The sequence below is a fragment of the Pseudomonas sp. PKS genome (genome assembly GCF_051913525.1).
GTDB classification, from domain to species: domain Bacteria; phylum Pseudomonadota; class Gammaproteobacteria; order Pseudomonadales; family Pseudomonadaceae; genus Aquipseudomonas; species Aquipseudomonas guariconensis_D.
Genome location: NZ_JBEGDO010000006.1, coordinates 136,103 through 150,808 on the forward strand (window position 1 = coordinate 136,103; position 14,706 = coordinate 150,808).

Annotated in this window: 9 protein-coding genes, 1 other RNA gene and 1 pseudogene; 4 read left to right on the forward strand and 7 right to left on the reverse strand. The window is 59.1% G+C overall.

Annotated elements, in window-relative coordinates; genetic code table 11:
• Window positions 1-8 precede the first annotated feature (8 nt).
• Window positions 9-1,265 (reverse strand): restriction endonuclease subunit S, encoded by a 1,257-nt coding sequence (locus ABOA88_RS08770; protein ID WP_367851282.1) that lies wholly within the window; start codon window positions 1,263-1,265, stop codon window positions 9-11.
• Entirely contained in the window at window positions 1,262-2,824 is a 1,563-nt protein-coding gene (locus tag ABOA88_RS08775; RefSeq protein WP_367851281.1) for a type I restriction-modification system subunit M, read from the reverse strand. The genes ABOA88_RS08770 and ABOA88_RS08775 overlap by 4 nt, the downstream gene beginning before the upstream one ends.
• Before the next feature lie 1,074 nt (window positions 2,825-3,898).
• Between ABOA88_RS08775 and ABOA88_RS08780 the strand changes: the two genes are divergently transcribed.
• The 4 genes and pseudogenes from ABOA88_RS08780 to ABOA88_RS08795 form a co-directional block, all read left to right on the forward strand.
• Complete coding sequence (locus ABOA88_RS08780) at window positions 3,899-4,720, forward strand: antA/AntB antirepressor family protein (RefSeq protein ID WP_367851280.1); 822 nt, start codon at window positions 3,899-3,901, stop codon at window positions 4,718-4,720.
• Window positions 4,720-4,863, forward strand: a complete 144-nt coding sequence (locus ABOA88_RS08785) for a hypothetical protein (RefSeq protein WP_367851279.1) — start codon at window positions 4,720-4,722, stop codon at window positions 4,861-4,863. The genes ABOA88_RS08780 and ABOA88_RS08785 overlap by 1 nt, the downstream gene beginning before the upstream one ends.
• A gap of 331 nt (window positions 4,864-5,194) precedes the next feature.
• Window positions 5,195-5,431, forward strand: coding sequence for a hypothetical protein (locus ABOA88_RS08790; RefSeq protein WP_135192622.1), 237 nt, complete (start codon window positions 5,195-5,197; stop codon window positions 5,429-5,431).
• A 103-nt stretch (window positions 5,432-5,534) separates the two neighbouring features.
• Window positions 5,535-5,765, forward strand: a pseudogene (locus tag ABOA88_RS08795) (Rha family transcriptional regulator); the annotation flags it as partial.
• Here the strand turns inward: ABOA88_RS08795 and ABOA88_RS08800 are convergent.
• The 5 genes from ABOA88_RS08800 to smc form a co-directional block, all read right to left on the reverse strand.
• Complete coding sequence (locus ABOA88_RS08800) at window positions 5,712-7,388, reverse strand: DUF6538 domain-containing protein (protein ID WP_367851324.1); 1,677 nt, start codon at window positions 7,386-7,388, stop codon at window positions 5,712-5,714. The pseudogene ABOA88_RS08795 and the gene ABOA88_RS08800 overlap by 54 nt on opposite strands.
• An 80-nt stretch (window positions 7,389-7,468) precedes the next feature.
• Window positions 7,469-7,565: signal recognition particle sRNA small type (gene ffs / locus ABOA88_RS08805), an RNA gene on the reverse strand.
• A 119-nt stretch (window positions 7,566-7,684) separates the two neighbouring features.
• Window positions 7,685-10,039 carry an NAD-dependent DNA ligase LigA gene (gene ligA, locus ABOA88_RS08810; RefSeq protein WP_367851278.1) on the reverse strand — a complete coding sequence of 785 codons (2,355 nt, stop codon included), beginning with the start codon at window positions 10,037-10,039 and terminating at the stop codon, window positions 7,685-7,687.
• A 99-nt stretch (window positions 10,040-10,138) separates the two neighbouring features.
• Entirely contained in the window at window positions 10,139-11,011 is an 873-nt protein-coding gene (gene zipA / locus ABOA88_RS08815; RefSeq protein WP_196169055.1) for a cell division protein ZipA, read from the reverse strand.
• Between the two features lie 203 nt (window positions 11,012-11,214).
• A complete protein-coding gene (smc, locus tag ABOA88_RS08820) occupies window positions 11,215-14,703 on the reverse strand; it encodes a chromosome segregation protein SMC (RefSeq protein ID WP_367851277.1) in 3,489 nt (1,162 codons plus the stop codon).
• Window positions 14,704-14,706: the final 3 nt, after the last annotated feature.

Consider the following 14,706-nt stretch of genomic DNA (forward strand, 5'->3'; position numbering starts at 1 on the left):
AACTCCTTTTAGGTCGGCATGGGGATGTCGGATACGTCGATCTCACCGGAGATTAGCTTGGGGAGTAGTAGGTCTCTCTGCGCTCTTAGATTGGAGTTTTTTTTAGCAAGCCACGTGCCTAGAACCCGCATTGGTCGGATTAATTTACCAAACTGAGCCTGCAACTCATAAGGTGGAACAATCACATTCGCCTCAGCAATACGCGAACGGGAAAGTTCCGTTTGACCTGTAGAACCCACACCTTGCAACTCAAAAAAATGCTGCAGACTGAGCAAGGTAGAACCGAAGTAATCCACATCAACCGAATCACCTGCACGAGCAATGGTTACGTGGCTATCTACCGTTACATCCTCAAGCACCTCATGCACCTGTGCAACTCGGCCTAGAGTTCCGACCCCGGTTGAATTGATCAGAACATCGCCAAGCTGAATTAACTTTTCAGCAGGAACCTTCTTATTTTGTCGCCGAGAAAGCTGAACATCTAGTCGCTGATTACGTATGCACTTCTGATTAATAACTCGACAGCTCGCTTCTTCATCGTACTTTGGCGAGATGCCTCGACTAATATAAGAAGCAATCTCTGATAACTGGGCGTACACCCAACCCTGCGGAAGCATGTCATTTTCAAAAACGCCCTCCTCATGCCCCGGAAAGCGGAACTGAACGAACCACTCCTCGTACAACCGCCGCGCCATTTCTTCGAGGATCTCGATGCGGCGCGTGTTGTTTTCGATGAGGTCGTCGTAGGCGGAGAGGATAGAGACAATACGCCTCTGACTTAATATGTCAGGAGCGGAAAACTCAATCTGCTTTAGGTCTCTCATCGGAATCTGCGGTTGAGCAGAGCCTGATGCAAAACCCTTTATCCGATCCTGAAAGGGCTGACTACGAAGCGCATGAAAAAGATACTTAGCTTCCAAGTCAACACCATCGGCTCTTAACAGGAGCATCTGTGCATTGATCACAGAACCAGAAGCCCATGAGGGGCAAATGGCAACCTTGCCAATTGACCCTCTCGTGGTCATAACAATATCACCCTCTTGAACTTTCCCTTTCCTTATTGATGCGGCCTTCTCAACAGTTATGCAATCGAGCCCATGTTTTCCAAGAGTCGCATTTGAGATATTAGTCGAATTGAGAAAAGGAACACCCTCAGCCACTAATTCCGAGCGCTTAGGGTACTTAGATGAACGATCGCCATCAATGAAGCTAATAGGCCACTCGCCCAAGGGCGCGGTTCGCCATAGCATTGCATTCGAACTCATTCAGCACTTGCTCCAAGCAAAAAAGCAATGTTGCCTTCGATAGTTTTCTCCAACTCGCTTGATTCTGCATTGAGCACTTCCAGTTCCTCTGCAAGCGATTCCAATCGCTCTAAAAAGTCCACATCCTCAGCATCTCTTTCCGCCGCACCAACATAACGTCCAGGATTCAACGACCACCCATGCCCCTCAATCTGCTGACGAGTTGCTACTTTGCAAAGTCCTGGGACATCCACGTAACCCTCACTCAGTCCTCGCTCGGCAAGCAAGTCAGCACTGCCCTGCTCTAGCTCAGGGGCTTCGCCTCGGTAAAGCCGGACGATATTGGCAATGAACTCGATCTGCTCAGGCATGAAATCACGGTGAGCCCGGTCGATTTGCCGGTAGATGTGGCGAGCGTCGATAAACAGAACCTTGTCTGCTCTCTCTGCATCACGTTCTTTCGCTCGGTCGAAGAACCACAAAGTGCAAGGCAGAGTCACGGTGTAGAAGAAGTTCGAGCCTACCGACACTATCACATCTACTGCGCCGCTCTCGATGAGCTTTTGCCGGATCACCTGCTCGCTGCCTCGGGCATCACCTGCTGAGTTCGCCATAACGAAACCAGCGCGCCCATTTTTGTTCAGCGATGCGTAAAAGAGCTGGATCCAGAGGTAGTTGGCGTTGTCGGTCTTCGGTACGCCGAACGGGAAGCGCAGATCACCTTCAAGGCGCTCCTTATCGACACCGGATACGTTGAACGGTGGATTGGCCATAACGAAGTCGAAGCGCCCACCATCACGAGTAACGGCCTCATGCGGGTCTTCGTAGTAGGTGTTGGCGATACGCACATCACCCGACAGGCCATGCACAGCCAGGTTCATCTTGTTCAGATTGACCGTGACCTGCTCTTTCTCGGTGCCGAAGATGGAGATTTCTTCCATCGCCGTCTTGTGGTGGCGTTTCACGAAGTCAGCCGACTGGGCGAACATGCCCCCAGAACCACAAGCCGGGTCGAAGATCCGCCCATGGAACGGCTCGATGATCTCGACGATTAGCTTCACGATGGACTCGGGGGTATAGAAGACCCCGCCTTTCTGGCCTTCCTTCAGCGCGAAGTTACCCAGGAAGTACTCGTAGACTTTGCCGAAAGCATCCCCACTGAGATCCACCGGGCCGAGCAGCTTGATCAGCTCCAGCAGCACCTTGTTGCCAAGCTGGACGTAGTTGCGAGGCAGAGCGCCTTTGAGGTCGACATTCTCTTCCTCAACGGCCTTCATGGCTTCGTTGATCGCCAGACCGATAACATCGCCCTCGGTAAGGGTCTGCAGATAGGAGAAGCGGGCCTTCTCTGGAAGGAAGATCACGCCCTCGGCCAGATAGTCATCTTTGCTGACCTTGCGGCGACCACCAGAGCCAATCGGCCCCAGCTTCTCTTCGGCAGCGGCGTACATCTTCTCGGCATATCGCAGGAAGATCAGCCCTAGGACAGGCACCGAGAACTCCCCCGGCCTCAACCCCGTGTTGGCCCATAGCTGGTCAGCTACAGCCCACAAACGCTTCTCTACATCTCCAGTGACCAAGGCACATCTCCACGCAGTAATACAGAAATGCCGAGAGCTTACTACAGACGAGAGCTGATCAAACGCATGGCTATAACCGGAGCAGACCAGAGTGCCATCACGCGCTCTGCTACCCAAGAGGAGGGCCAACTTGCCACCAACGCCATACCAGCAAGATCGCAGCACGTTCGACGAAGATCGATTAACACACAGTTATGGAGGAAAGAACGCGCAATCTCGCACGTTCGATCTTCAACCATGACGCTCGATCTTCACCGCCGCAAACCGCCGGAGGAGCTGATCGAGCCAGGGAAAGGCAACAGCCCAGCGAGGCGACCGCCGAGTACCTACTGCTACTTTGAGCTTCAGGCGTACAGCCCCTCTCACTGACCCGACCAACCGGCCAGCAGTCACGGGTGATGACGAACCTGACATAGCTGGCTAAGAGGTGATGGCACTTAGTCGAGGCTGGCTACCTGCGATGACTCGCGGGGTGTAGCGGTGGATGGCGAAGCCACTCTAAGAGTGTCTTTGAGCTGTCCTTCATCCATAGTCATTACCATCAATCCATCAATGAAGAATGAAGCAATGAGACAGCATCAAGCCTGTCTTGCGGAGGACACTGACAGATGCTCTTCAAGCTGCACCGCAAGTTGCTCTTGATGCCTCCCCAACTCTGCTGACACAGGATCGATGATCACCGATGACTATGTTGTCAGTGACCATCCCCGTCAGTGGTTGTCAGGAAGCCCAAGCCCCTCTGTCAGACCACCTCCTGCTCATCTTCATGTACCTCCAGATGACTCCGCCCAGGAGTTTCCCCATTCGCCTCTGTCATCCATCAGCCCTGGCCTCAGCACAGTAGCGACCTAGGCAACCACTGCTGCCCAGGCTTTGGCCCATGGATGGCTTCCAGGCACCAGGGAACTCTTGGGCAAGTCGCCAAGCATCAACCCTGCATCCCTTGCAGATTCCCCCTGAAACCCAGCCCGTTTTGTCCAGCCGTCCGAGCCGTCCATGTTTCCCTTGTAGATGGGAGCTGGTGGCATGGATGGAAGGGACTCTGACGGCTGAACAAAAAGGAACATCTACGCCATGAAAAGCAAACGAACTGGCAAGTCCTTCAACTACACCCCGGCTGATTGTCCGAAGCATGTGATGCTGACTCTCGGCTTCACCGACGAACAGGCCGAGAGGATGATCCGGGTTCGCCGGATACTTCCCTTTGTCGAGAGCAGAACAGAGCCGTGTATTGACGCCCGGAAGCTCTGGGATCAGATCGGACGCCCTGAAAGCAAGTTCGCTGACTGGGTCGCTCGGGGAGCATCTGGAGTTTTTCGCAGATTCGCGAAAAAGTCCGAAGTCTTTGAGCAATCGGTTACGACGAGAGGAAGACCACGGAGTGATTACATAGTCAGCCGTGATTGTGCAGCTCACCTAGCGATGCGAGCTGACACAGCTGAGGGCGAGTACGTCCGAGACTACTTCCTCGACATGGAAGAACTGGCCTTCAAGCTCATCCGCTATACCCCGATCCGGGGCTCCATGCTGACAAGCATCGACAATCAGGTCGCTCATCAGGCATTCGTCATCGCTGGCGAAAAGGCGAAGTCAGGAGAGCTGCCAAAGAGTCTCGTCAGCCAAAAGGCGATGGAGATGAAAGCGCGCCTGATGTCGCTCGTGTGCCGAGTGATGACCGGACTGTCCGCCAGCGAATGGCGAGCCAAGATAGGCCGTCACATTCGGGACTCGCTCACTACCGACGACCTCAATCAGTACAGTCGAGCCTACGACTCCGCCCTGACCATGCTGGCTGGCGGCATGACACTGTCGCAGATCGAGGCAGTACTGAACCAGCCCTACGGAAACAGCGTCGACCCGAGCGACTACATCAAGACCCCAGAGGAGGTAGCCTGATGCGTCTGCCTGAACTGATCTTCCTGGGCGCCCTGCTGCTCTGGCCTTTGGTTCCCCTAGTGTACCTGCTCTGCATCGTCTGGCAGACCGACTTCAAGTTGGTTGCTCGATCCAAGCAGAGAACTGCAGAAGGGTCTCGCTGATGAAGAGCATCGCCAGTGAAGTGAGGAAGGCCAGGAGTCGGAGCACTTCGGGCTTATTGGCTACGACTGCCGGAGGCACCGCCCAACATCCGCTGCTGAGCGAGATCTTGGCCGCAGACAAACGCAGATGGAAAGCAGCCCAGCAGATGAACCTTCCGGTGCTCCGGCTTTTACGAAGAGCCGCAGCCAACTGAACAGAACATCAGGAAATCCAGGCTAACCAGTACATCTGACCCAATTACCACACAGGTATGGAAGACCCGCCCCCGTTACGCCCCGCGCTGCCGGGGGTTTCTGTTTCAAGACCTACGACAACTGTGAGGAAAAACTCATGATCAATTCGAAAATCCGCTCTTTGTCCATCAAACATGAACTGATCCAGAAGACTATCGACGTGCTCGAACAACAGATCGCCGACAACGATGTGGAGATCAGCTGCAACAACGAACAGATTTTCTGCAACGCCGAGCAGACCAACCGACTGGAAGAGCGCAACCTGCTGCTGATTGCAGAAATCGACGAAGCCAGGGAGACCGTCGAGAGCCTCAAAGCCCTGATCGGTCAGTAAACAACCCCCTCACTACCAACGAACACCCATAGCCCGCCTCTGAGCGGGCTTCGTCTTTTCTGGAGGACAGAACATGAACGCACTGACCAACAAGCCGGTAACCATGAGCAGCCGCGAGATCGCAGAGCTGACCGGGAAGCAGCATTTCCATGTGAAGCGAGACATCGAAAACATGCTCTCCGAGCTGGGAAAAGATCCATCCAGTTTTGGATGCATCTACCTCGATACCCGCAATCGAAAGCAGGAGGAGTACCGCCTACCGCGCCGCGAGGTCGAGATCCTACTGACCGGCTACAGCATCCCGCTCCGCGCCAAGGTCATCGACCGTCTGCATGAACTGGAGGAGCAAGCCAAGGGCGCAGCCTTCCGTGTCCCGCAGTCGCTGCCGGACGCCCTGCGTCTGGCTGCCGAGCTGGCAGAGAAGAACGAGCAGCTCGCCCTGGAGAACAAGGAGATGGCACCGAAGGCTGTCGTCTTCGACAACTGCGTGGCGCTGCGTCAGGAGTCCCTGGCCACCTTCGTGCGTACCCTGGAAGGCGTCAACACGATGGCCATCAAGGGTGATCTGGCTGACCTGGGCTACCTGTACCGCACCAAGAGAACCAATCAGTACCGGGTGTGGTATTCCCTTCTGCTTCAGGTGATCAGCAAGCGTGTGGCGGAAGCTGTGGAAGTCTTTTCGCTCTGCCCCATCACGGAAGCCCAACTGGTCACGAACCCGAGTGAACCACTTGGAGGGAGCGGCAGCGTAGCCATGCGACTTGTGCAAGGTCAGCTCCGCGAAAAGACGTTGGTGGCCAGCCTCCCGCTGTGCTTGGACAAACTCAAGGAACCCCAGCGCTTTCAACTTCGAGTGGATCGGCACGAGCCTTTCCGAGGTGACGGTTTTCAGCTTCTGATCGGGTCTGGTCGCTCGGATGTGTAGGCAGTCGATACCATTGATGCTGACCACGTCATCCAGATAGAGCTGGCATAGCTCATTGAGTCTCGCCCCGGTGTACAGGCCGAGCAACGGTAGCCAGTACTTGTGCGGCTGAGCTGAGTTGGCTGATGCGTAAACCTGCTTCGAGAACAGACGGCGCAGATCGTCCTCGCTGAAGACGCTGCGCTCCTCGCTGACCTTGCCGCGCTTTCTGACTCGAAGCCCATCGAACGGGTTGCGCTCGCAGTAGCCCTCACGGATGGCATAGGAGAAAAAGGTCGTCAGGTTCTTCACGTAGTTGTTGAACGTGGTGAGGCTGATCGTGCTCGTTGCCGTCTTGATGATCTCCTCCAAGGATTGACCTTCGGGGAGCTGATTGAGACGCGGGGGCAGCTTGAGAGCTGTCTCGCGGAACTTCCTGGCATCCTGGCGGGTGATCAGATCAATGGGCATGTCACCGATGATCCGCACCAGTAGGGCTGCAACGGATCGCTTGTCGTCGATGGTCTTGGTCGAGACGCCTTCCTGCCCCTGCTGCCCCAAGCACTCCTCGACCACTTTGGAGAAGCGAGGAGACGTACTGGGCGAATCTGGCACCAACCCCATGCCCTGACCTGAAGAAGCTCTTGTAGAGGCTCTGCGGAGCTTCTGAGAGCCTTCCGCCGCTCTACCTTGCCCCACATCGCCATTCGCTCCGGGCTGTCCCTGTGGGGGCACTCCAGCAGCCGCCATCTCGACCAACTGCTGCTGACGGAGCCATGAGGCCCAACTGGCGACTCGCTTGCCTCCAGCCTCCCAGGCACCACGCAAGGCATCAAGGCAAGGACGAACACCCTGGAAGGCTTGGGTGTAGAGGCGCTGAACCTGCAGGAGCAACTCACGGCCACGGATCAAGGCTTCGCGCTTGCAGCGGGTCTGCAGGGAGCGACGAATCTCGGCACAGGGGAACAACGGACGAAGGACTTCTGGCACCACGATCCTGAAATAGAAGATCGAGTGTCGGGACAACCAGAGGTAGGAAGGTACGGAAGACACGGTGGATCACCCCTTGGATCACTTGCGTGCTAGGGAGCGAAAAACCGTTAGAAATCAATTACTTAAATAAATGGAGGCGGCCCCACCAGCCACACCCCGGCACACGATGTTCCCGCTATGGCTGCTCCCTTCCGGGCCTGACCAGGTTAACGGGTAATCGTTGCGGGGGGACCGATGGGGCCACCACGACGGCTCGCCATGTGACGAGCCGCGCCATTGTACCGGTCTGGGGCGAAGTTACAACCTCTGCATCAAGAAAAAACCATCATTTCTCAATGACTTGTCCCCTCCGCCGGTCAGACGGCGATGCCGTGGCCCTCGAGGAAGGTGACGAACGTATCCTCGTCCAGCACCTTGACGCCGAGCTCGCTGGCCTTGGCGAGCTTGGAGCCCGCACCGGGCCCGGCGACGACGCAGTGGGTCTTGCCGGAAACCGAGCCCGCCACCTTGGCACCGAGGCTTTCCAGCTTGTCCTTGGCGATGTCACGGCTCATGCGCTCCAGGGTACCGGTCAGCACCCAGGTCTGCCCGGCCAGGGGCAGGCCTTGCGCGACCTTCTTCTCGCTGGCCCAGTGCATGCCAAAGTCGAGCAGTTGCGCTTCAATGGCACGGGCCAGTTGCTGGTTGGCCTCGACCCTGAAGAACTCCCGCACCGCCTCAGCCTGCTTGGCGTTCAGGGCCTGGCGCAGGTCAATGCCATCGGCTTCGATGATCTTGTCCAGGCTACCCAGCTTGGCCACCAGTTTTTCCGCGCCTGTCGGCCCGACCGAGGGGATATCGAGCTTGGCGATCATGCCCGCCAAGGTGGTACTGGCGGCGAACTCGGCCGCCAGTTCGCCCTCATCCTGTAGCTGCATGCCACTGTCGAGCAACTGCTGGATGACCTCACGGTTGTGGTCATCCTCGAAGAAGTTGTGGATCTCGTAAGCGACCTCCAGACCAATGTCCGGCAGGTAGGTCAGCACCTGCGGCAGCGCCCTTTGCACCCGAGCCAGGCTGCCCAAGGAGCGGGCCAGGACTTTGGCAGTCTCCTCGCCGACATCCGGAATCCCCAAAGCGAAGATGAAGCGCGCAAGGCTGGGCTGCTTGCTAGCCTGGATCGCCTCCAGCAACTTGTTGCTGGACACTTCGGCGAAGCCCTCCAGCTCGACGATTTGCTCGAACTTCAGGTCGTACAGGTCGGCCGGAGAGCGGATCAACCCTTCGTCAACCAATTGCTCGACGCTCTTTTCGCCCAGGCCGTCGATATCCATGGCTCGGCGCGAAACGTAATGGATGATCGCCTGCTTGAGCTGGGCAGCGCAGGCCAGGCGCCCTACACAACGGTACACCGCGCCTTCACTGGTGGTCTCCTTGCCTTTGCTGCGCTTGACCAGTTGGGTGCGCTCGACTTGCGAGCCACAGACCGGGCACTGACTGGGCACAGCCACCGGCCGGGCGTTGTCGGGACGGCGCTCGGTCACCACCTGCATCACCTGTGGAATGACGTCACCGGCCCGACGGATGATCACGGTATCGCCAATCATCAGGCCCAGGCGGGCGATTTCATCCATGTTGTGCAGCGTGGCGTTTGAGACCGTGACACCGGCCACCTTGACCGGTTTGAGCCGCGCCACGGGGGTGACGGCGCCAGTGCGGCCGACCTGGAACTCCACGTCGAGCACTTCGGTGAGTTCTTCCATGGCCGGGAACTTGTGAGCGATGGCCCAACGCGGCTCCCGGGCCCGAAAGCCCAGCTCGCGCTGGGCGGCCAGGCTGTTGACCTTGAACACCACACCGTCGATCTCGTAAGGCAGATCGTTGCGCCGGGCGCCAATGTCGCGGTAGTACACCAGGCATTGCTCCACGCCTGCGGCATGGCGCAGCTCGCGACTGATGGGCAAGCCCCAGGTCTTGAGCTTCTCCAGGATACCGATATGGCTGTCGGCGATGGCCTCGGAGACCTGGCCCAGGCCGTAGCAGCAGAATTCCAGGGGGCGGCTGGCGGTAATCTTGGAGTCCAGCTGGCGCAAACTGCCAGCAGCGGCGTTGCGCGGATTGGCGAAGGTCTTGCCGCCGCTCTCGGCCTGGGCGGCGTTCAGGCGCTCGAAGCCGGCCTTGCTCATGTACACCTCGCCGCGCACTTCAAGCACCGCCGGCCAGCCTTCGCCGTGCAGCTTGAGCGGGATGTTGCGAACAGTGCGCACGTTAGCGCTGATGTCCTCGCCCGTGGTGCCATCACCCCGAGTGGCGCCCTGCACCAGTTGGCCGTCGCGATACAGCAGGCTGACTGCCAGGCCATCGAGCTTGGGCTCACAGCTGTAGTCGATCGCGGCCTGCTCGGCGAACAGATCGCCGGCCGGCAGGTCCAGCCCCTCTACCACGCGCCGATCGAAGTCGCGCAGGTCGTCTTCCTCGAAGGCATTGCCCAGGCTGAGCATGGGAACTTCGTGACGCACCTGGCTAAACGCCGCCAGCGCCGCGCCGCCGACACGCTGGGTTGGCGAATCGGGGGTCACAAGGTGCGGATACTCGGCTTCCAGCGCCTTGAGCTCGTTGAACAGGCGGTCGTATTCGGCGTCCGGCACGCTCGGCTCGTCCAGCACGTAATAGCGGTAATTGTGCTGTTCGAGTTCGGCACGCAGTTCATGGATACGGTTTTCGGCGTTCATCGTTCATCTTCTCTTGCAACGCAAAAGAGCAGCACAGGGCTGCTCTTTTTGCTCAATTCGGGCGGGCAGGATCAAGGCAGGTCCGCCCGCTAGGGGCCATCAACGCTTCTGGGTCAGCGCGCGACGCTCGAACTCGACGATGCGCTGGCGGTAGTGCTCGATGGTCTGGGCGGTCAGCACGCTGCGCTGGTCATCCTTGAGCTCGCCGTTGAGTTCATGGGCCAGCTTGCGGGCGGCAGCGACCATAACGTCGAAGGCCTGCTTGGGGTGACGTGGGCCTGGCAGGCCCAGGAAGAAGCTCACCGCGCGAGTACTGAAATGGTCGATGTCGTCCAGGTCGAACACCCCTGGCTTGACCGCGTTGGCCATGGAGAACAGCACTTCGCCGTGACCGGCCATGCTCTCGTGGCGATGGAAGATGTCCATTTCGCCGAAACGCAGGCCGCTTTCGAGGATGTTCTGCAGCAGGGCCGGCCCCTTGAAACCACCCTCGTCGCGGGAAATCACGCTGATCACCAGCACTTCCTCGGCCGGAGGCAGTTCCTTGACCGTATTGCCCGCACCTGCGCCATTGTGGCGACTGTGCTCGGCAGGACGGTCATCATCGGCGTCGGCAAACAGGTCCGGCTCACGTGGCTCGGCAGCTAGGTTCAGGTCGCCCTGCTGTGGCTCGCTGGCGCGCTTGCCACGTTTGTTGGCTTTGGCTGGCTTGGGTTCACGCTCACGCGCAGGGGCGCTGACCGAAGGCAAATCGCTTTCGTCCAGCTCGGGTTCTTTCTGGGTTTCCAGTACGCGTGCGGGGCCCAACACCTCGGCGTTGCCCTCGTCGTCCGGCAGATTGGAGTAGCTGCGATCCAGACGGAATTTCAACTTGCCCTTGCCGCCGCGCATGCGGCGCCAGCCGTCGAAAAGAATACCGGCGATGACAATGACGCCGATGACGATCAGCCATTCGCGCAGACCGATTTCCATGTAATCCCGTGCCTCTAAAAAATATGCTTGAAAACAAAGGCTTCAAAGCCCTTTAACACGTGGCGCCAACTCTATGTTCTGACAGGCGTTTTACCCACGCAAAAAATAAGTGACATAAAGCTAGCACGACCAAAGGCAACTTTACACCGTCTGTCGCACATGTCGGGGGGATTTCCCCACGTATCCTGCCTTATCTTCGCTCATCAGGCATCGACCATGGCCAACGCTTCCTCCACATCAACTGCAACAAGACGTGAGCAGCCTGGCTCGTGCATGGTCACCCCCATCAATTGATCGGCCATTTCCATGGCAATCTTGTTATGGGTGATGTAGATGAATTGCACGCTTTCGCTCATTTCCTTCACCAACCTGGCGTAACGTCCGACGTTGGCATCGTCCAGCGGCGCATCGACCTCGTCGAGCATGCAGAACGGTGCCGGGTTCAGCTTGAAGATGGCGAACACCAGCGCGAGGGCGGTCAACGCCTTCTCGCCACCGGACAGCAGATGGATGGTGCTGTTCTTCTTGCCCGGCGGGCGCGCCATGATCGTCACCCCTGTATCGAGTAGATCTTCGCCCGTCAGTTCCAGGTAAGCACTGCCGCCACCGAAAACTTTTGGAAAAAGTGCCTGCAAACCGGCATTTATCTGATCAAAGGTATCCTTGAAGCGGTTACGGGTTTCCTTGTCGATCTTGCGGATGACGCTTTCCAGCGTCTCCAGTGCCTCCACCAGATCGGCGTCCTGGGCATCCAGGTAACGCTTGCGTTCGGACTGCTGCTGGTATTCCTCGATGGCCGCCAGGTTGATTGCGCCCAAGCGCTGGATCCGCCCGTCCAGTTGCTCGAGCTCTTGCTCGGTACCCTGCTCGCTGGCTTCGGGTTCGAGGGTGCCCAGCACACCCTGCAGGTCATAGCCATCGGCCAGCAATTGCTCCTGCAGCGTCTTGCGACGCACATCCAAACCCTGGGACTCCAGGCGGGACTGCTCGAGCTGACCTCGCAGCAACTGAGCCTGTTGTTCGGCCTGGGTTCGACGACGCTCGGCATCGCGCAGTTCACGGTCGGCTTCATCCATGTGCAGACGAGCCTGGCGCATTTCCTCATCGACGCTCATGCGCCGCTCCAGCAGCTCTTCGAGCTTCAGGCGCAGTTCTTCCAGTGGCGCTTCGCCCTCTTCCAGATTGAGGCTCAGTTGCTCCTGGCGCGCGCTCAGGCGTGCCGCCTGGAGTTCCAAACGCTCCAGGGCCTGACGGGTAGAGTCGTGCTGGGCTCGCAACGAGCCCAGACGTACCGCCAACTGGTGGGCGTGATCCTTGTGCTGACGGGCCTCCTGGCGGATACGATCGAGCCCTTCGCGCAGGGTGTCACGACGGGCCATCAGTTGCTCGCGCTGCTCGGTGTCCTGAGCCATCCGCTCCAGGGCTTCCTGTAACAGCAGACGGGCCTCGCCCAGTTGCTCATGCTCGATGGCCCGCTGCTCTTGCAACTCAGCCAATTCTTCCTGCAGGCGGCGGCAGCGCAGTTGCACCTGCTCGGCGCGGGCTCGCCCGGCCGAAAGTCGCGCCTTGAGCTCGCCAAGCTGGCGGTTCTCGTCCTGGCTGCGCCGGCGCAGTTGTTCGCGCTGCGCCTCCAGGTCGCGCTGTTGTCCGCGCAGGTCCTGAAGGTGTTGATCCAGTTGCTCCAGACGCGACTGAAGTTCGAGCTGCTCCTGACCCAGGCGTTCGATTTCCTGGCCACGGGCCAGTACCCCGCCCTGGGACTCCCCACCCCGGCTAATCCGCAAAAAGTGTCGCCCGATCCAATACCCGTCTCGACTGACCAGGCTCTGACCTTCCGCCAGCCCGGCTCGCAAGGCCAAGGCCTGCTCGAGACTCTCCACCGGACGTACCTGACCGAGCCAGGGCGCCAGATCCGTGCGCCCCTCGACTTTGTCCAGCAGGCTGCCCGGCAGTCGGGCTCCCTCCGTGCTAGCCAGCAGCAGCCGCAGTTCGCCCTGCTCCAGGGCAGTGAAATCCAGCGAGGCGAAGTCTTCGACCAGCACTGCTTGCAGATCGGCACCCAGCACAGTCTCGACCGCCAGCTCCCAGCCTGGCTCGACCCGCAGCCCTTCAGCCAGTCGCGGCTTGTGCTCCAGCCCTTGGCCGCGCAGCCAGTCACCGGTACCTGCACCGGGCTCCAGGGCCGCCTGCTGCAATGCCTCCAGGGATGCCAGGCGCCCGCCTAAACGCTGCAGTTCGCCTTGGGACTGCTGATGAGTCTCAGTAGCCTGTTGCAACTGCTCGCGTACCGCGTCGAGTTGCTCGACCATCTGTTGCTCGCTTACCTGAAGCGTTTCGAGCTCCAGCTCGCTACCGGCCACTTGCTCGGTCAGCTCGAACAACGCGGCGTCTTCAGGTTCGGCCGCGAGCTGCTCGCGCTCTTCCTCCAGCTTGCGCTGACGCTCGGCCAAACGCTCCAGGCCAGCCTCCAACTGCTGCAAGCGGGACTGTTGCACTTCAGCCTGGCGCCGCGGCTCGGCGGATTGAGTATTGAAACTGTCCCATTGCTCCTGCCAGGCGTGCATGCCCAGCTCGGCTTCCTCGAGGGTGGCCGTCGCTTCTTCGGCGCTCGCCAGGGTCAGTTCCTGCTCGGGCTCGAGCATTGCCAGCTCTTCACCCAATGTCGCCAGCAACGTGCGGTCATGCCCCAGGTGCGACTCGGTTTCCAGGCGGGTGCGCTCGGCTTCCTTGAGGTCGTCTTGCAATTGGCGCAAGCGTTGCTGGCCATGCTGGATGCTCTGCTCCACCCGGGCGATGTCGCCGGCGACGGAATAGAAGCGACCCTGGACCTGATTGAAGCGCTCGGACAGCTCATGATGGCCGTCACGCAGGCGCTCGATACTCGCATCGGCATTGCGCTGCTCGGCCACCAGGGCTTCAAAAGCCACCTCCTGATCGCCGATGACCCCTTCGCGCTGACGCACGCGCTCATCCAGCTCGCGCCAACGCAGGGCCGACAGGCGCGCCTTGAGTTGGCGCTCCTGGGCTTTGTATTCCCGGTATTTCTCAGCGGCCTGGGCCTGGCGGTGCAGGCGTTCAAGCTGGCGTTCGAGTTCCTCGCGAAGGTCGGTCAGGCGCGCCAGGTTCTCCTGGGTACGACGAATGCGGTTCTCGGTTTCGCGGCGACGCTCCTTGTACTTGGAGATGCCCGCGGCTTCTTCGATGAAATTACGCAGCTCCTCAGGCTTGGCCTCGATCAGCTTGGAGATCATCCCTTGCTCGATGATCGAGTAGCTGCGCGGCCCGAGGCCGGTGCCGAGGAAAATGTCCGTGATATCACGTCGCCGGCATTTGGTGCCGTTCAGGTAATAGGTGTTCTGCCCGTCGCGGGTGACCTTGCGGCGGATGGAAATCTCGGCATAGGCGGCGTACTCGCCCAGCAACGTGGTCTCGCTGTTGTCGAACACCAGCTCGATGCTGGCCTGGCTCACGGGCTTGCGGCCGGATGAGCCATTGAAGATCACGTCGGTCATCGACTCGCCGCGCAGGTTCTTGGCTGAGCTTTCGCCCATCACCCAGCGCACCGCGTCGATGATGTTGGATTTCCCGCAGCCATTGGGGCCCACCACCGCGGCCATGTTGCTGGGGAAATTGACCGTGGTCGGGTCGACGAACGACTTGAACCCGGCCAGTCGAATGCACTTCAGGCGCATCGA